Below are 18,008 nucleotides of genomic sequence, written 5' to 3' on the forward strand. Positions count from 1 at the left end.
ATTGTCATCCCTATATATGGGAGTGCAATTTATATATTGAGATTTGGCCGCCCCAAGGTTTATAGTCGCCTGCACTGATTCACAGCATTCACTGCTAAAAACAAAACAGGTGAAGCGATGCAGGCGCAATTGATCGCCCTCGATTGGGGGACAACTTCCCTTCGTGCGTATTTACTCGGATCCACCGGCCAGGTGCTGAAAGTGCGCACCCTGGCCTGCGGCATCATGCAGTTGCCCGGCACTGCCCGACTGGTCGCAGGCCAGTGGTGCGCTGACGGCTTTGAGCTGGCGTTCGACGATGCCTGCGGCGACTGGCTGGATGCCAACCCGGGAGTGCCGGTGATTGCCTGTGGCATGGTCGGCAGTGCCCAGGGCTGGTGCGAAGCGCCTTACCGGGAAACCCCGGCCAGCCTCAATGCCCTGGGCACGGCCTTGCAGAGGGTACGCAGCGTGCGCGGTGTCGACCTGCATATCGTGCCGGGTGTCATCCAGCGTTCAGCCTTGCCCAATGTGATGCGCGGCGAAGAAACCCAGGTGCTGGGGGTAGTGCAAAGTTTCCCGCAACTCAACGACTGCTTGATCGGCTTGCCCGGCAGCCACTCCAAATGGGTGCAGGTGCAGGACGGCAATCTTGTGCACTTCGATACCTTCATGACCGGCGAGCTTTACGCCGCCGTCTGTGAACACACAATTCTGGGGCGCACCCAACAGCGCTCCGAGCAGTTTGATCCAGCAGCCTTTGATCGCGGAGTGCAGGTGGCCTTGTCACCCGACGGCAGGCTCGGGCCGCTGTCGACCCTGTTCAGCGCCCGTACTCTGGGGCTGACCGGGCAGTTGAGCCCCACCCAGCAACCCGACTATGTGTCTGGCCTGTTGATTGGCCACGAGCTGTCAGCGTTGGGCGGCGCAGTACGTGAGCGCCGAGGCGCAGCGCCGATGCCCGCGATCATCCTGATTGGCAATTCCCGACTCTGTGAACGCTACCAGCGGGCCCTGGCCGCCTGCGGGTTCGCGGATGTGCGCCTGGCTGAACAGGCCACCGAGCAAGGTTTATGGCACCTGGCCCAAGCCGCCGGGTTACTCCGTCACACGCAACTGGAGGGCTGAGATGCTCAAGCAAGCACTGGCAAAAAACGGACTGATCGCCATTCTTCGTGGGCTGCGTCCACAAGAGGCGCAGGCCATCGGCAAGGTGCTGTATGACGCGGGTTTTCGTACCCTCGAAGTGCCACTTAATTCCCCCGAGCCGTACGAAAGTATCCGCATTTTGCGCAGTACCCTGCCTGCCGACTGCCTGGTCGGTGCCGGCACGGTGCTGACCCCGGCCCAGGTCGAGCTGGTCAAGGCGGCGGGCGGGCAGGTGATTGTGATGCCCCACAGTGACCCGCAAGTGTTGCGTGCGGCCAAGGCGGCCGGTCTGTACCTGTCACCGGGAGTCGCGACACCGACCGAAGCCTTTGCTGCACTGGCCGAAGGTGCCGATGTACTGAAAATGTTCCCGGCCGAGCAAATGGGCCCGGCTGTGGTCAAGGCCTGGCTGGCGGTGTTGCCTGCAGGAACTTTGCTGATCCCGGTCGGCGGGATTACCCCGGACAACATGCAGGTATTCCTTGATGCCGGGGTGTCCGGTTTCGGGCTGGGTTCGGGGCTGTTCAAGCCCGGCATGAGTGCCGAGGACGTGGCGGTTACCGCCAAAGCTTATGTGCAGGCCTGGAATGCCCGGCGCAAGGCTGACTGAAAGGCGCTTGCGCCCCATCGAACAAGAGAGACAAGACGATGAAAATTACCAAACTGACTACCTATCTGGTCCCGCCGCGCTGGCTGTTCCTGAAAATCGAGACCGACGAAGGCGTCACCGGCTGGGGCGAGCCCGTAGTCGAAGGCCGGGCCCACACCGTGGCGACTGCGGTGGATGAATTGTCGGATTACCTGATCGGCAAAGACCCGCGCAATATCGAAGACATCTGGACAGTGCTCTATCGCGGCGGTTTTTACCGTGGCGGCGCGGTGCACATGAGCGCACTGGCCGGTATCGACCAGGCGCTGTGGGACATCAAGGGCAAGGCGCTGGGAGTGTCGGTCAGCGACCTGCTGGGCGGCCAGGTGCGGGACAAGATCCGTGTGTATTCGTGGATCGGCGGTGACCGTCCGGCCGACACGGCCAGGGCCGCCAAAGAAGCGGTCAGCCGCGGCTTTACGGCGATAAAGATGAACGGCACCGAAGAGCTGCAGTTTGTCGACAGCTTTGAAAAGGTCGATCTGGCGCTGGCCAACGTGGCCGCGGTGCGGGATGCCGTGGGCCCTAACGTGGGGATCGGCGTGGACTTCCATGGCCGGGTGCACAAGCCCATGGCCAAGGTGCTGATGAAGGAACTGGACCCGTACAAACTGATGTTTATCGAAGAGCCGGTGCTCAGCGAAAACTACGAGGCCCTCAAAGAGCTGGCGCCGTTGACCAGCACCCCGATTGCCCTGGGCGAGCGGCTGTTCTCGCGCTGGGACTTCAAGCGCGTGCTCAGTGAAGGCTATGTCGACATCATTCAGCCCGATGCTTCCCACGCCGGCGGTATTACCGAAACCCGCAAAATCGCCAACATGGCGGAAGCCTACGATGTAGCGCTGGCCTTGCACTGCCCGCTGGGGCCGATTGCGCTGGCCGCGTGCCTGCAGCTGGATGCGGTTTGCTACAACGCGTTTATCCAGGAGCAAAGCCTGGGCATCCACTACAACGAAAGCAACGACCTGCTGGATTACGTCAAGGATCCGGCGGTGTTCGACTACGACAAAGGCTTCGTCAAAATCCCCAATGGGCCGGGCCTGGGTATCGAGATCAACGAAGAATACGTGCGCGAGCGCGCGCTGGTTGGCCACCGCTGGCGCAACCCGATCTGGCGCCATGCCGATGGCAGCTTTGCCGAGTGGTAAGTCCCTGATCTGATGCAATACCTGTGGGAGCTGGCAAGCCAGCTCCCACAGGGGTGTCGGACCCTGTATTTGAAACGACCTCAATAACCATAAAAAAGAGGCATGCCCATGTCATCTTCAAGCACTGTCGCGCCTGCGTCTTTGGTGACGCCGAGCCGCAAGCGTTTTTTCATCATGGTCCTGCTGTTCATTACCGTGGTGATCAACTATCTGGACCGCAGCAACCTGTCGATTGCCGCGCCGGCACTGACCACCGATCTGGGGCTGGATCCGGTACATGTCGGGCTGATTTTTTCGGCCTTCGGCTGGACCTATGCGGCCATGCAAATCCCCGGTGGCTGGCTGGTAGACCGGGTGCCGCCGCGCATCCTGTACAGCGTGGCGCTGCTGCTGTGGTCGGTGGCCACGGTGATGCTCGGTTTCGCTGCCAGTTTTATCGCACTGTTCGTATTGCGCATGGCGGTGGGCGCCCTGGAAGCGCCGGCGTATCCGATCAACAGCCGGGTGGTGACCACCTGGTTCCCCGAGCGCGAGCGCGCCACGGCCATCGGCTTCTACACCTCGGGGCAGTTTGTCGGGCTGGCGTTCCTGACTCCGGTACTGGCCTGGCTGCAGCATCAGTGGGGTTGGCACATGGTGTTTGTCAGCACCGGTGTGGTGGGGATTATCTGGGCCGTGATCTGGTACGCGGTGTACCGCGAGCCGCGGGATTTCAAGGGTGTCAATCAGGCTGAGATCGAGCTGATCAGTGAGGGTGGCGGGCTGGTGGATATCCAGAGCCAGACCGCCAAGCGCAAGGCACCGTTCAGTTGGCTGGACCTGGGCATCGTGCTCAGCAAGCGCAAGCTGTGGGGGATTTATCTGGGGCAGTTTTGCCTGAACTCGACGCTGTGGTTTTTCCTGACCTGGTTTCCCACTTACCTGGTGAAATATCGCGGCATGGACTTTATCAAGTCCGGCTTGCTGGCTTCCTTGCCGTTTCTGGCAGCGTTTGTGGGCGTGCTGTGTTCAGGGTTCTTCTCCGACTGGCTGATTCGTCGCGGCTACTCCGTGGGCTTTGCCCGCAAGCTGCCGATCATTGGCGGGCTGCTGATTTCAACGTCAATCATCGGCGCCAACTTTGTCGACTCGACGCCGCTGGTGATTGCGTTTCTGGCGCTGGCGTTTTTCGGTAACGGCCTGGCATCGATTACCTGGTCGCTGGTTTCGACCCTGGCCCCGGCCCGCCTGCTGGGACTGACCGGCGGGGTGTTCAATTTCATCGGCAACCTGTCGGCCATCACTACCCCGATCGTGATCGGTTTTCTGGCCACCGGCGACTCGTTTGCCCCGGCCATCACCTACATCTCGGTGCTGGCGTTGCTGGGTGCGCTGTCCTACATCCTGCTGGTAGGCAAAGTTGAGCGGATCGAACTGTAGGGGCGGGGCCACAGGCAAACCTCAACGGACCCTAGCCGTCAGACAACCGGGCGACCATAATGCCGCCCGGTTCTTCTCCTTAAAGCAAAGGCTGGCTATGCAGGACGACTCCCCGAAAGTTGCACCCACCGGCACGCAAACCTTACTTCGCGGTCTGGCGGTGGTACACGCCGTGGCCAATGGTGCGCGCGACCTCAAAGACATCGCCCGGGCGATTGGCACGACGCGCAGCACGACCCATCGCCTGGCCAGTTGCCTGGTGGACGAGCGTTACCTGCGGGTGTTGCCGCAAGTGGGTTATCTGCTCGGGCCCAAGTTGATCGAACTGGGGTTTCAGGCGCGGGAAGAGGTGCCGCTGGTGACGCTGGCCGGGCCGTACCTGGATGAGTTGTCGTTGCTGACCGGCGATACCATCCATTTGGCGGTGCGCGAAGGCGACGAGGTGCTGTACCTGCATAAAAATCCGGGGCGCAATGGCCCGGAGATGCGCTCGCGGGTAGGGCACCGCATGCCGCTGGCACGTACCGGGATCGGCAAGGCGATGTTGCTGGATGCGCCGTTGGGAGAGTGGCGACGCCTGTACGAAGCCAGCCATCCTGCCGATGGCAAAAACCCGTTGTGGCCGGAACATCAGGAAGTGTCGTGGGAACAGTTTGAACAGCGCATGCGCAGTTATGTGGCGGGGGGCTATGCGTTTGACCTGGAAGACAACGAGCCTTCGATCCGTTGTGTAGCTGCACCGATACGCGATGCCAGCCGCAAAATCGTGGCTGCCATCAGTATCGCCAGCACCGTGCCGTATATGTCACTGGAGAAAATGACCGGCTTGATCCCGGTCGTTACCCAGGCCGCGCAGCAGATATCGGCGGAGCTCGGGGCTGTCGGCTGACCCGATCCCCACTGCAGCAACCGGCTTGCCAGCGATGGCAAGCCGGTTTTCTACAGACAGAAGGTGAGTCTTAAGCCTTCAGGGTTTTCATGTCGATCACGAAACGGTATTTCACGTCGCCTTTAACCACGCGTTCAAAGGCTTCGTTGATGTTTTTGATATCGAGCATTTCGATGTCGCAGGTGATGCCGTGTTCGGCACTGAAATCGAGCATTTCCTGGGTTTCAGCAATGCCGCCGATCAGGGAGCCGGCCAGTACGCGGCGCTTGAACACCAGGTTGAACGCATTCAGGGCTGGCTCAACAGGTTCGATCAGACCGACCAGAATGTGTACCCCGTCAAAGCGCAGGGTTTCCAGGTACGGGTTCAGATCGTGTGGCACCGGAATGGTGTCCAGCAGGAAGTCGAAGCTGTCAGCCGCCGCTTTCATCTGCTGCGGGTCGGTGGACACGATCACGTGGTCGGCACCTTGACGGTAGGCCTCTGCAGCCTTGGCTTCAGAACGGGTGAACAGGGTGACTTCGGCGCCCATGGCTTTGGCGAACTTGATGCCCATGTGGCCCAGGCCGCCCATGCCCAGAATGCCGACTTTATCGCCAGCTTCGACACCGTAGTGCTGCAGCGGCGAATAGGTGGTGATACCGGCGCACAACAGTGGGGCCGCGCTGGCCAGGTCGAGTTTTTCCGGGATGCGCACCACGAAGTGTTCGCTGACCACGATGCTGTCGGAGTAGCCGCCCATGGTGTTGCTGCCATCCACCCGATCGGGGGTGCAGTAGGTCATGGTCGCGCCTTCAAGGCAGTATTGTTCCAGGTCTTCTTTGCACGCTGAACACTCGCGGCACGAATCAACCATGCAGCCCACGCCGACCAGATCGCCGACCTTGTGTTTGGTGACCTTGTCGCCTACAGCCGTAACTTTGCCGACAATTTCATGGCCCGGCATTACCGGGTACACAGCAAAGCCCCAGTCGTTGCGTGCCTGGTGAATGTCGGAGTGACAAACACCGCAATACAGGATTTCGATGGCCACATCATCCGGCCGCGGATCGCGGCGGGTGAACTTCATGGGGGTCAGGGGAGCGGTAGGTGTCTGTGTGGCATAACCGATGGCGTTGTACATGGGGAACCTCGAAAAGCGTTAACGGTGAACAGGGGGCAATTTTGCGCTTACAAATCTTGCAGGACTATGACGATTCCTCCGTCTGTCATGCCTATTCCTCCGGCGACGCGGATGAACTGTCGCTTTAATGACCAGTTCTGCGAAGATGCGGGTGTCTATTCCTCTTGTGAACTTATTTCATGTTTCTGACTCGTCACCGCGATGAGAACGCCGTGCTGGTATCGCTTATCAAGCCTCTGGCGACCCGGCTGGGTTTTGTCCATACCTTGATGCCTGAGGTGAGGGTGGTCTCGGCGTGTAATACCGTGGCCCGGATGCCGCAGATCTATGAGCCTAGTCTAATGGTGATCGCCCAAGGCAGTAAGTTGGCCTATCTGGGGCAACGCACCCTGGAGTACGGTGCCGGCCACTACCTGGTACAGGCGCTGTCGGTGCCTTTCGAGTGTGAAACCTTCGCCTCCGAGGACATGCCATTGCTGGGGGTGGCGATCAGTATTGATCGTGCGGTATTGGGCGAACTGGTGCTGGCCATGGGTCTGGACCCTGAGCGCAGTTCGGTGGCGCAGACTCCGGAGTCCATGACCTCGGCAGTGCTGGATGAGGAAATGCGCCAGGCTGTGGAGCGCTTGTTGCGGTGTCTGCATGACCCGCTTGAGTGCCGGATCATGGGTCGTGCGCGATTGCGCGAGGTGCTGTTTGCCGCCTTGCGCGGTCCCCAGGCCGGAGTGTTGCGGGCGCTGGTCGAGCAACAGGGGCAATTCGCCCGTGTGGCCGCTTCGCTGAGCCACTTGCACGAGCACTTTGCCGAACCGTTGAATGTCGAGACGCTGGCCCGCTGCGCCAATATGAGCGCGTCCACCTTTCATGAGCATTTCAAGCGCAGTACCTTGCTGTCGCCGGTGCAGTACCTCAAACGCCTGCGCCTGTTGCGGGCCCAGCAGTTGCTGCTGAGCGAAGGGCTGGGAGTGGCACAGGTAGCAGAGAGGGTTGGCTATCAAAGCACCTCGCAGTTCAGTCGCGAGTACAAACGCTACTTCGAGCGCAGCCCGGGGCATGAAGGCGCGGGCTGCTGACGCGCAACTGCATATTCCTCTGTAGGAGCGAGCTTGCTCGCGAGCTCTTCCACGCCTTCAAAGCTCGCGAGACAAGCTCGCTCCTACAGGGGGGAGGGTGTCGGTTTTGATTTGTGTGGTGTTGCAGGTGGTCGAGCGGGCATGAAGATGTGGGGAGCTAAAGCGCATCTGCACATTCCTCTGTAGGAGCGAGCTTGTCTCGCGAGCTCTTCCACGCCTTCAAAGCTCGCGAGACAAGCTCGCTCCTACAGGGGGGGGCGTCGATTTTGATTTGTGTGGTGTTGCAGGTGGTCGAGCGGGCATGAAGATGTGGGGAGCTAAAGCGCATCTGCACATTCCTCTGTAGGAGCGAGCTTGCTCGCGAGCTCTTCGGCGCCCTCAAAGCTCGCTCCTACAGGGTTTTTGCTGTTTATCGCCCACTAAAAAGGCTCCCGGGGGAGCCTTTTTAGTGGGCGATAAACGACTTACATGTTCGGGTAAGTCGGGCCGCCGCCACCTTCCGGGGTGACCCAGGTGATGTTCTGCGACGGGTCTTTGATGTCGCAGGTTTTACAGTGCACACAGTTTTGCGCGTTGATCTGAAAACGCTTCTCGCCGCTTTCCTGGGTGATCACTTCATACACCCCGGCCGGGCAGTAACGCTGGGCAGGCTCGTCGTAGAGCGGCAGGTTGACGTTGATCGGAATGCTCGCATCGCGCAACTTGAGGTGGCACGGCTGCTCTTCCTCATGGTTGGTGCTGGAGATAAACACCGAGCTGAGTTTGTCGAAGCTGAGTTTGCCGTCCGGTTTCGGGTATGCGATCTGCTTGCAGTCTTTGGCCAGCTTCAGGCAGGCATAGTCCGGCTTGGTGTCGTGCAGGGTAAACGGCAGTTTGCCGCCGAAGATGTTCTGGTCGAGCCAGTTGAAACCACCCCCCACAATAGGGCCGAACTTGTGCAGTGCCGGGCCAAAGTTACGGCTGGCGAACAGTTCGTCGAACAACCAGCTGGCTTTGAAGGCTTCAACATAAGTGTTGAGTGCATCACCGCCCTCGGAGCCACCGAGCAGGGAGTCAGCCACCGCCTCGGCTGCGAGCATGCCGGACTTCATTGCGGTGTGGCTGCCCTTGATCTTGGAGAAGTTCAGGGTGCCCAGATCGCAACCAATCAGTGCGCCACCGTCAAAGACCATTTTTGGCAGCGAGTTCAGGCCGCCTTTGCAGATGGCGCGGGCGCCGTAGCTGATGCGCTTGCCGCCTTCCAGATACTGCTTGAGTACCGGGTGATGCTTGAGGCGCTGGAACTCATCGAACGGCGACAGGAAGGTGTTGCTGTAGGACAGGTCTACGATCAGACCCACCACTACTTGGTTGTTTTCCAGGTGGTACAGGAACGAACCCCCGGTGTTTTCGCTGCTGATAATGTCCAGCGGCCAGCCGGCAGTGTGAACCACCAGGCCTGGCTGGTGCTTGGCCGGGTCGATTTCCCAGATTTCCTTGAGGCCGATGCCGTAGTGCTGGGTATCGGCTTCGCTGTCGAGCTTGTAGCGCTCGATCAGTTGCTTGCCCAGGTGGCCGCGGCAGCCTTCCGCGAACAGGGTGTACTTGCCGCGCAGTTCCATGCCGGGGGTGTACAGGCCTTCTTTCGGGTTGCCTTCACGGTCAACACCCAGGTCACCGGTGATAATCCCGCGAACTACGTTGTTCTCATCGAACAGGACTTCCTGGGCAGCGAAGCCCGGGTAGATTTCCACACCCAGGTTCTCGGCTTGTTGTGCCATCCAGCGGCACAGGTTGCCCAGGGAAATAATGTAGTTGCCTTCGTTGTGCATGGTTTTAGGCACAAACAGGTCAGGCACCTTGGTTGCGGTGCTGTCACTGCGCAGTACATAAATATCGTCGCGGGTGACCGCGGTGTTGAGAGGAGCGCCCAGTTCTTTCCAGTCCGGGAACAATTCGTTCAGGGCACGGGGTTCGAACACTGCACCGGACAGAATGTGAGCACCGACTTCGGAGCCTTTTTCAACCACGCAGACGCTTATTTCTTTACCGGCTTCGGCGGCCTTCTGCTTTAAACGGCAGGCGGCGGACAAACCGGCAGGGCCGGCGCCGACGATGACCACGTCGAATTCCATGTATTCGCGTTCCACAGGTTCTCTCCTACTCAAGGCTCAACGGTATTTTTCTAATTGGAGGTTTGGCACTTCATCCATTATTCCCTGCGCCGCGTGCGGAAGAAGCAATGGATGACGCGCCGCTCTCTCTAGGGGCGGCATTATATCTACACCACTAGCAGGGTCCAATACAAACGTTTGTTTGAATCTGCTGCAGGCCAGACAAATCAAAGAAGCACGGCTCAAAAGTGGCGGATTTGCTGTATTGACCGCAAAAGGCGTTCCGGTCAAGATACGGTCGGTTTTGCGCTCGCCGTAGGCTGATTATTGGTTTCAAGAGCACCTCTAAAGACAGGGCCAGGCACGAGCCTGTAGGAGCCTGCCATTTTTTGAGCGGAGTTTACACGTCCTTTTGGTGGATGACTTGCTAGTCACCCCGCAGAGACGCTCGCAAGGGAAGAATTTGGCGCTCGTCATTCTTTCTATAAGAAGGGCACAGCAACGATCTTTGGAGGTGCCCAGGGTCTGTTGACGCTTCGTTGTGAACTATCGTCGTGGCCACAACGAAGCTTCAGCAGAACCTATGCGATGAGCATCAACCGCCAGGTTCGCCTAGGCGACTTTCTTTTCACCGGAGAGTAACGAGGAATCCATGAAGGTTCTTGTAGCTGTCAAACGAGTGGTCGATTACAACGTCAAGGTTCGCGTCAAAGCGGACAACTCCGGCGTTGACCTCGCCAACGTCAAGATGTCGATGAACCCCTTCTGCGAAATCGCTGTGGAAGAAGCCGTGCGCCTGAAAGAGAAAGGCGTTGCGACTGAAATCGTCGTCGTCTCCATCGGCCCGACCACGGCTCAGGAACAGCTGCGTACCGCGCTGGCTCTGGGTGCCGATCGCGCCATCCTCGTCGAATCTGCCGAAGACCTGACCTCGCTGGCCGTGGCCAAGTTGCTCAAGGCCGTGGTCGACAAGGAACAGCCGCAACTGGTGATCCTGGGCAAACAGGCCATCGACAGCGACAACAACCAGACCGGCCAGATGCTGGCTGCGTTGACCGGCTACGGTCAGGGCACCTTCGCTTCCAAAGTTGAAGTGGCGGGCGACAAGGTTGCCGTTACCCGTGAAGTTGACGGCGGCGCGCAAACTGTTTCGCTGAGCTTGCCGGCCATCGTCACCACCGACCTGCGTTTGAACGAGCCGCGTTATGCGTCCCTGCCAAACATCATGAAGGCCAAGAAGAAGCCGCTTGAAGTGCTGACGCCAGAGGCGTTGGGCGTTTCGACCGCTTCGACCAACAAGACCCTGAAAGTTGAAGCGCCGGCGGCACGCAGCGCCGGCATCAAGGTCAAGTCGGTGGCTGAACTGGTCGAGAAACTGAAAAACGAAGCGAAGGTAATCTAATCATGACTATCTTGGTAATCGCAGAACATGATGGCAAGGCGCTGGCTCCGGCCACGCTGAACACCGTGGCCGCTGCCGCAAAAATCGGTGGCGAGATCAACGTTCTGGTTGCAGGCCAGGGCATTGGTGCTGTGGCTGAAGCTGCTGCGCAAATCGCTGGTGTGGCTAAAGTGCTGGTGGCTGACAACGCGGCTTACGCCCATCAGTTGCCGGAAAACGTTGCTCCGCTGGTAGCCGAGCTGGGCAAGGGCTACAGCCACATCCTGGCTGGCGCTACTTCCAACGGTAAAAACATCCTGCCGCGTGTTGCTGCGCAGCTGGACGTTGACCAGATCTCCGAGATCATCTCGGTTGAAAGCGCTGACACCTTCACCCGTCCGATCTATGCCGGTAACGCCATTGCCACCGTGCAGTCCACTGCGCCAGTCAAGGTGATCACCGTGCGTGCCACCGGTTTCGACCCGGTTGCGGCCCAGGGTGGTTCGGCAGCCGTTGAAGCGGTTGCAGCAGTGCACGATGCAGGCATTTCGTCGTTCGTTGGTGAAGAGCTTGCCAAGTCGGATCGTCCGGAACTGACAGCTGCCAAAATCGTCGTTTCCGGCGGTCGTGGCATGCAGAACGGCGACAACTTCAAACTGCTGTACACCCTGGCTGACAAGCTGGGCGCTGCAGTGGGCGCTTCCCGCGCGGCAGTTGACGCAGGTTTCGTACCGAACGACATGCAGGTCGGCCAGACCGGCAAAATCGTTGCGCCACAGCTGTACATCGCGGTCGGTATCTCCGGCGCGATCCAGCATCTGGCCGGTATGAAAGACTCCAAAGTGATCGTTGCGATCAACAAGGACGAAGAAGCGCCGATCTTCCAGGTGGCCGATTACGGTCTGGTTGCGGACTTGTTCGAAGCAGTACCTGAGCTGGAGAAGCTGGTTTAATCCAGTTGCTTCACTTATAAAGAGCCCGGTCACGCGGGCTGCGGGGAAGGGCCAAGCACGCTGTGTTTGCCTGTTCTTTGCAGTCCGTGTGATCGGGTTTTTTTATGCGTCAGAATTGAGTGCGTGGAGTGCAGGGTTATGGATGTGCGTCAGATCCGCAGGTTGTTGCTCGGGTTGGTATTGTTGCCCCTGCTGTCTGAGGCCGCGGGCAAGTGTGAACGCCTGATCGTGACCGGCAGCCCGGATGCGCCGCCTTATCTGTGGCGTGATCCTGGCAACCCGGCGCACTTGATCGGTGCCAGTGCCGACCTGATGGTGCAAGCGGGCCAGGAGCTGGGGATCAAGGTTGAAGTGCTGTATGGCGGCAAGCGTTCCCAGGCTCAGGACGAAGTCAAAACCGGGCGTATGGACATGCTGCTGGATGCGCCGCTGACAGTGGCCGGGCTCTCTTCACTCGACTACATCCACCCGCCACTGATGCGTAACGATTATTTGGTCTGGACCCGTAAAGATTCGGCGCTGGCCTACGAAACGCCGGCAGACCTGAGCGGACATGCAGGGGCCATTTCGGAAAAAGCCCGTACCACAGAGGCCTTTGATACATTTGCCCTGCACCAGTTAACCCTCAAGCCCGAGCCCGGACTGACGGCGGCTTTCCAGAAGCTGCTGCTCGGGCAGGTCGAGTATGTGCTGGCCGGTCGCTATGCCGGTATGGCTACGGCTCAAACCCTGGGCATTGCCGATGACGTGATGGCGCACCCACAGCCGATCGATCAGCCGGGACTGTTTTTGGCGATATCCCATGACTCTGCCTGCAATGACCCATGGTTGCGCGGACAGCTCGCCAAAAAGATGACAGAATTGCCCGCCTCCGGCCTGGCCGAGGCTGCGCTGCAACGCAATCTGGAGCGGTGGAAAGCCCAGCTGCAACAACCGCTTAGCGCCCCAAAACAGTAGGAATTCTTAGTGACATTGCGACCTTTTTTCGTCGCCCTGGCCGTTACGGCTTTGGCGGGTTGTGCAGCCGATCCGGTGCCGAATGAACAATTGCGTCTGACCGAGCAAGCCCTTGAACAAGCCAGGGCAGTGGGGGTCAGCGCCGACGATACAGCTGAACTCAAACAGGCCGAAAGCAAGTTGGCTCAGGCCCGGGCAGACATGCTCGATGGGTCCTACAAAGATGCGCGCATGCAGGCTGAACAGGCCGAGCTTGATGCGCGATTGGCCGAAGCCCGCGTTCTGACGCAAAAAAGCCAGGAGCAGTTGAACGTGCTCAACACCCGTATCGCGCGTTTACGCAAGCAACTGGCGGAGGCCCAATGAGTCTCAAGTCCGCAGTTTTCAGTGGTGTGTTGTTGTCGGGTAGCATGGCTCTGGCCGGTTGCGCCGGGCATCACAACAGTGATCAGGCCCTGCAACAGGCCGCCAGCGATTTTCAGACAGTCAAAGAAGACAGCAACGTGCTGCGCATTGCACCCAAAGATGTGATTCGGGCCGGCGAGTCCCTGGCGCGGGCGGATCGTTTGTCTTCTTACTGGGGCAGTGGTGACGATGTGGAGCATTACGCCTACCTGAGCCAGCGTTACAGTGAAATCGCCCGCGAGCATACCCAGCAAGTACTCAACGAAGAGCGGGCTGCCAAGCTGGAACTGGAACGCCAGCGTCTGCAACTGGCACTGCGTGAGGCCAAGCTGTTGAGTGTCCAGCAGCAGGGGCAGTGGCTGGAAGAACAGATCATCAGCCTGGCCACGACTCAGACTGACCGTGGGTTGGTGATGACCCTGGGCGACGTGTTGTTCGATACCGGCGAAGCCGACCTGAAAAATTCGGCGAACCGTACAGTGCTCAAACTGGTGCAGTTTCTGCAACTGAACCCCAAGCGCGTCGTACGTATCGAGGGCTACACCGACAGCACGGGCGGCCGGGACGACAATCTCAAATTGTCCCTGGCACGGGCACAGGCGGTGGCGGATGTATTGATCGACCTGGGGATCGACGACAAACGTATCCAGGTGGAAGGCTACGGCGATCAGTATCCGGTGGACGTGAACGCCACCGAACGTGGTCGTGCACAAAATCGTCGGGTTGAAATCGTCTTCTCTGACGAAAAAGGTCAACTTGGCGCTGCCCGCTAATTCCCCGCATACCCGCTAGCCGTTGCCGCAGGCTGCGACGGCCTGCGTGGCAGCCCTGATCCTGAGGGGCCTGCGGGCCCTGTCGCAGTCCACTGCAGTGGCGAGCAATGCGATCGCACCTCCTTTCCCTTCGTCAACCTGTACCCATACAGTTAAGCCTTTAGCCCACTGTACTGCTGAGGTGGGTGACAACTGTGCCCGTACACTTCTAAACTGTTTCGGTTATTGCTCTCAAGAACATGCTCTTCATAAAAATAATGCCTGAACATCGAGTGCTGCGACATGACCAACCTTTTGCTCTATCAACGTATCGCTCAGCAGTTGGCTGAAGATATTCGGCGCGGCGTGTATCAGCCGGGCGAACGAGTACCTTCGGTGCGCAAGATGAGTTCGCAGCTCAATGTCAGTCACGCGACGGTGTTGCAGGCTTACGCCAACCTTGAAGATCAGGGCTTGATCAGGGCGCGTCCGCAATCCGGCTATTACGTACACCAGACTCCCGCCTTGACGGCGCCTACCCCCGATATAGCCCGGGTCGAACGTCCGGGGCTGGTGACGCGCAGCAGCATCATTCAGCAAGTGCTGGTCGAATCACGTCGCGAAGGGGTGTTTCCACTGGGGGCCGCGGTACCGAGTGTCGACTACTTGCCGGTACGGGCATTGCATCAGCAACTGGCCAAGGTCACGCGTTTCCACAGCCCTCGGGCGTTCAGCTACATGTTCAGTCCGGGCTTTGAGCCGCTGCGCCGCCAGGTCGCGATCCGCATGCGCGACGCCGGGGTGGTGGTTGACCCCTCGGAGGTGATCATCACCCACGGTTGTGTCGATGCCCTGCAAATGTCGCTGCGCACGCTGACCCGCCCGGGGGACCTGATTGCGGCCGAGTCACCGACCTATTACGGCTTGCTGCAGCTTGCCGATCTTTTGGGTCTGAAGGTCATCGAAATACCCAGCGATCCGGCCACCGGCATGAGCCTCGAAGCTCTGCAGCTGGCGGCCAATCAATGGTCGATCAAGGCTCTGGTCCTGACCACGCGCCTGAGCAACCCGCTGGGTGGCACCATGCCCGAAGAGCGGCAGAAGCAGTTGCTGCGCCTGGCCTCGGATTTTGATATTCAGATTGTTGAAGATGATATTTATGGCGAACTGATGTTTGAAGTCGGTCGCACCAAAGCCTTGAAGGCCTACGACCGTCTGGATCGGGTGATTTACTGCTCCAGTTTCTCTAAAACCCTGTCGCCGGGTGTGAGAATCGGCTGGATGATCGCCGGCAAATATCAACAGGAAATCCAGCGCCTGCAAACCTTCACCACTCATTCGGCGTGCAGTGTCACGCAGATGGGGGTAGCGGCCTATCTTGAAAACGGCGGTTACGATCGCCATTTGCGGTTTATCCGCCAGGAATACCGTAAGAACCTCAGCGCGTTCCAGTTGGCCGTTCAGCAGCACTTTCCGGAAGGAACACAAATGTCGCGCCCCAGTGGCGGCTTCATTTTGTGGGTCAGCTTGCCGGGCCGGGTCAATACCCAGGAGCTGCATGTCCGGGCGTTGCAACAGGGCATCAGTATTGCCCCGGGGCTGATATTCAGTAATACCGAGCAGTTCAATCACTGTATACGTCTGAACTGCGCCATACCTTGGAACCGCGAGGCCGAGCGGGCGCTGATGACCCTGGGCATGCTTGCCAGCCAGCTTTGCCTGGAAACGGCAAGCCTCTACTGAGGAGCTGAGCGACGGCGGATACAACCATTGGGATACTTTGGACTTGTCACTCTGGTGCTAAAGCGCCAGCATATGCGCCTAAACCGTTAAAGCTGTGGAGTTATGAAAGCGACATTCTGTGTGGGGCTTATATTGATGGGTGTGCTGACGGCGTTCAATGCTGGCGCTGCTACAGCCGTTCAGTCGCAGCCAGAAACAGTCACTGCCAAGTCGCACACTGCCAGTTCCAGGGAAAAACCTGTGGCTGCCAGGCAAGCTCCGGCAAAGAAACGCGCGCCCATCGCGAGCAAATCCAGCTCTGCCCACGAGATTGCGAAAAAGCCTCTGCCCTCTGCCAAACTTGACTTGAGCTTGCCTCCCGAGATGGTCCGCCAGCTGCGGCCTCTGGGTACCATTGCAATGCCTGCGCACAAGCCGCTGCTGCCGAACATGTTTGGCGAAAAGCCGGAACAGGAAAGCCCTTTTCAATTGAACGGGCGCTTGCTCAGCAATGAAATGGGTCTGCAATTGCGCAACGAAGCGCGGCAGAGCGAGATTGAGGGCGCGGCGCTGGATTTTGAATTCAAACAATAAGTGCCTGCAGCTCAACCTTCCATTCCATTGCGGCCGGCTTGCAAACTGACTGCCCGGTCACAGCCATTTCTGCTGAACGGTCAATTTCAAACGCCCGTTCCAGCGAGTAATATCCCTTGTCATCAACACACTTTGCCCCGAATCAGGAGCTACTGTCATGAACTGCCGTGAAGGCTGTGGCGCTTGCTGCATCGCCCCCTCCATCAGTACTCCGCTGCCCGGCATGCCCCATGGCAAACCTGCGGGGGAACGCTGTCTGCATCTTTCTGTCGACTACTTGTGCGGTTTGTTCGGCCAGCCCGAACGTCCGGCCGTATGTGGCGCTTTTCAGGCCGACATCGAGGTGTGTGGCAGCAATCGGGAAGAAGCGATCAAGCTGATCGGTTGGTGGGAGCGCATGACAGCGGCTTAGTGTGTTTTTGTTCAGTGAACAGACCTTCAACAATAAGGAATAAGACAATGGGTTCGTTGCATAGAGTGGCATTGGCATGCGGTTTGACTGTTTTGCTGGCGGGCGTGGCCCAGGCAGAAGACTGGAAGGTGGCGAAAAATGAAGACGGGATCAAGGTCTCGCTGAGTGAAGTTCCCGGGTCTCAATACAAGGCCTACCAAGGGGTAACCACCATCAAGGCGCCACTTGCCAAAATCAGTGCTTTGCAAGAAGACGTGGCCAGTGCCTGTGCCTGGATTCACGAGTGTAAAACGCAAAAGCTGCTCAAGCATGAGGGCGATCAGAGCTGGACCTATACCCAGTTCAATACCCCCTGGCCCGTGACCCCCCGTGACTCGGTACTGCTGGTGACCACGAATGTGGCAGCGGATGGCACCTTGACCCGCACCCTGAAGGGCTTGCCGAAGTACATTCCTGAAGAAAAGGGCTTTGTTCGGGTCGCTCAGGTCGACGGTTTCTGGAAATTGGTACCCAAAGGCGACAATCTGACAGAAGTCACCTATCAGGTGCACACCGAGCCGGGCGGCAGCGTGCCTTCATGGCTGGCCAACAAGTTTGTGGTCGATGCCCCGTTCAATACCCTCAAGGCGCTGCGTGAGCGTGCAGAGAAGTAATCAGCACTCTGATATCTGTTTGGCCCGGCATCTGGACAGCGCATCTGTCCAGCTACCGGGCCAGGTCACGCAAGTCTTTGGCAGACAAAAAAAATCTCCGATTTCACGGCTTCCCTCTTGGCAGTCATTGCGCGCTGGGGCTACTCTGCATCCAGACCAGCGAAGTAATCGACTGGCTCTGATCTTGTTCGCTACATGCTTAACACTCTCTGTCATGGCCAACCTGTTGCCGGTCAGGGAGCGCTGAATGTCTATCCATTGCGAGGAGGACGTTTCATGAGCACAGCCCATCAAGAAGACCTCAGCAGCTATGTGCTGCGCCGCATGAAAGAAGGCGGTTTTGATTTTTCCCGCATCCATCCCATCGAGTTCTACGCCATTTTCCCGGACGAGGAGCGGGCGCGCAGAGCGGCAGGCAAATTTTGTGGTGAATCCCTGAATGCCCAGATCAACGTGCGGGATGACGGTGCCTGGCATCTGGAATTGAGCAAAGTGATGTACGCCACCTATGGTGGCATTGGTGATTTTGAGCAGGACTTCGAAGCAGTGGTTGTCCCCCTGGGCGGGATCATTGAAGGCTGGGGCGTCAAGCAGGAGGTGCGTGGCCTGCTCAATTGAATCAAGTTGAAAGAGTCAACGGCTGGCCTCAGGGCCGGC

Annotated in this window: 18 protein-coding genes; 16 read left to right on the forward strand and 2 right to left on the reverse strand. The window is 58.7% G+C overall.

The window, feature by feature from the left end; all coding sequences use genetic code 11:
• Positions 1-117: 117 nt before the first annotated feature.
• The 5 genes from JQ848_RS06315 to JQ848_RS06335 all read left to right on the forward strand — a co-directional run bounded on the left by JQ848_RS06315 (position 118) and on the right by JQ848_RS06335 (position 5,233).
• Positions 118-1,107, forward strand: a complete 990-nt coding sequence (locus JQ848_RS06315) for a 2-dehydro-3-deoxygalactonokinase (protein ID WP_003442448.1) — start codon at positions 118-120, stop codon at positions 1,105-1,107.
• 1 nt (position 1,108) lies between these two features.
• Positions 1,109-1,738 (forward strand): 2-dehydro-3-deoxy-6-phosphogalactonate aldolase, encoded by a 630-nt coding sequence (locus tag JQ848_RS06320; RefSeq protein WP_003442445.1) that lies wholly within the window; start codon positions 1,109-1,111, stop codon positions 1,736-1,738.
• Positions 1,739-1,776: 38 nt separating this feature from the next.
• Positions 1,777-2,925 carry a galactonate dehydratase gene (gene dgoD / locus JQ848_RS06325; protein WP_003442443.1) on the forward strand — a complete coding sequence of 383 codons (1,149 nt, stop codon included), beginning with the start codon at positions 1,777-1,779 and terminating at the stop codon, positions 2,923-2,925.
• A 108-nt stretch (positions 2,926-3,033) separates the two neighbouring features.
• Positions 3,034-4,344, forward strand: a complete 1,311-nt coding sequence (locus JQ848_RS06330; protein ID WP_003442438.1) for an MFS transporter — start codon at positions 3,034-3,036, stop codon at positions 4,342-4,344.
• A gap of 97 nt (positions 4,345-4,441) precedes the next feature.
• Positions 4,442-5,233: an IclR family transcriptional regulator gene (locus JQ848_RS06335; protein WP_003442435.1), complete on the forward strand. Its 792-nt coding sequence runs from the start codon at positions 4,442-4,444 to the stop codon at positions 5,231-5,233.
• Positions 5,234-5,303: 70 nt separating this feature from the next.
• Here JQ848_RS06335 and calA read toward each other — a convergent pair whose 3' ends face one another.
• Entirely contained in the window at positions 5,304-6,356 is a 1,053-nt protein-coding gene (gene calA / locus JQ848_RS06340) for a vanillin reductase (RefSeq protein ID WP_003442432.1), read from the reverse strand.
• A 179-nt stretch (positions 6,357-6,535) separates the two neighbouring features.
• On the opposite strand from calA, the gene JQ848_RS06345 reads away from it, so the two are divergent.
• Positions 6,536-7,429 carry an AraC family transcriptional regulator gene (locus JQ848_RS06345; RefSeq protein ID WP_003442430.1) on the forward strand — a complete coding sequence of 298 codons (894 nt, stop codon included), beginning with the start codon at positions 6,536-6,538 and terminating at the stop codon, positions 7,427-7,429.
• Positions 7,430-7,893: 464 nt separating this feature from the next.
• Here the strand turns inward: JQ848_RS06345 and JQ848_RS06350 are convergent, their stop codons facing one another.
• Positions 7,894-9,558 (reverse strand): electron transfer flavoprotein-ubiquinone oxidoreductase, encoded by a 1,665-nt coding sequence (locus JQ848_RS06350; protein ID WP_003442427.1) that lies wholly within the window; start codon positions 9,556-9,558, stop codon positions 7,894-7,896.
• 616 nt (positions 9,559-10,174) lie between these two features.
• Here JQ848_RS06350 and JQ848_RS06355 point away from each other — a divergent pair.
• The 10 genes from JQ848_RS06355 to JQ848_RS06400 all read left to right on the forward strand — a co-directional run bounded on the left by JQ848_RS06355 (position 10,175) and on the right by JQ848_RS06400 (position 17,969).
• Positions 10,175-10,924 (forward strand): electron transfer flavoprotein subunit beta/FixA family protein, encoded by a 750-nt coding sequence (locus tag JQ848_RS06355; RefSeq protein ID WP_060781735.1) that lies wholly within the window; start codon positions 10,175-10,177, stop codon positions 10,922-10,924.
• A 2-nt stretch (positions 10,925-10,926) separates the two neighbouring features.
• Positions 10,927-11,856 carry an electron transfer flavoprotein subunit alpha/FixB family protein gene (locus tag JQ848_RS06360; protein ID WP_202210371.1) on the forward strand — a complete coding sequence of 310 codons (930 nt, stop codon included), beginning with the start codon at positions 10,927-10,929 and terminating at the stop codon, positions 11,854-11,856.
• Between the two features lie 138 nt (positions 11,857-11,994).
• Positions 11,995-12,813 (forward strand): substrate-binding periplasmic protein, encoded by an 819-nt coding sequence (locus JQ848_RS06365; RefSeq protein ID WP_003446496.1) that lies wholly within the window; start codon positions 11,995-11,997, stop codon positions 12,811-12,813.
• Between the two features lie 9 nt (positions 12,814-12,822).
• Positions 12,823-13,179, forward strand: coding sequence for a DUF4398 domain-containing protein (locus JQ848_RS06370; RefSeq protein ID WP_003446498.1), 357 nt, complete (start codon positions 12,823-12,825; stop codon positions 13,177-13,179).
• Entirely contained in the window at positions 13,176-13,991 is an 816-nt protein-coding gene (locus JQ848_RS06375; protein WP_003446500.1) for an OmpA family protein, read from the forward strand. The genes JQ848_RS06370 and JQ848_RS06375 overlap by 4 nt, the downstream gene beginning before the upstream one ends.
• A 282-nt stretch (positions 13,992-14,273) precedes the next feature.
• A complete protein-coding gene (locus JQ848_RS06380) occupies positions 14,274-15,713 on the forward strand; it encodes an aminotransferase-like domain-containing protein (protein ID WP_003446502.1) in 1,440 nt (479 codons plus the stop codon).
• A 102-nt stretch (positions 15,714-15,815) separates the two neighbouring features.
• Positions 15,816-16,286, forward strand: a complete 471-nt coding sequence (locus JQ848_RS06385; RefSeq protein ID WP_272481838.1) for a translation initiation factor 2 — start codon at positions 15,816-15,818, stop codon at positions 16,284-16,286.
• A gap of 157 nt (positions 16,287-16,443) precedes the next feature.
• The gene (locus JQ848_RS06390) at positions 16,444-16,698 is read left to right on the forward strand and encodes a YkgJ family cysteine cluster protein (protein WP_003446506.1); all 255 of its coding nucleotides are present in this window, start codon (positions 16,444-16,446) and stop codon (positions 16,696-16,698) included.
• Positions 16,699-16,745: 47 nt separating this feature from the next.
• Positions 16,746-17,351 carry an START domain-containing protein gene (locus JQ848_RS06395; protein ID WP_003446508.1) on the forward strand — a complete coding sequence of 202 codons (606 nt, stop codon included), beginning with the start codon at positions 16,746-16,748 and terminating at the stop codon, positions 17,349-17,351.
• A gap of 276 nt (positions 17,352-17,627) precedes the next feature.
• Positions 17,628-17,969, forward strand: coding sequence for a ribonuclease E inhibitor RraB (locus JQ848_RS06400; protein WP_003446510.1), 342 nt, complete (start codon positions 17,628-17,630; stop codon positions 17,967-17,969).
• Positions 17,970-18,008: the final 39 nt, after the last annotated feature.

Origin of the sequence: Pseudomonas paraversuta, from assembly GCF_904067025.1 — a bacterium.
Taxonomy (GTDB): Bacteria; Pseudomonadota; Gammaproteobacteria; order Pseudomonadales; family Pseudomonadaceae; genus Aquipseudomonas; species Aquipseudomonas paraversuta.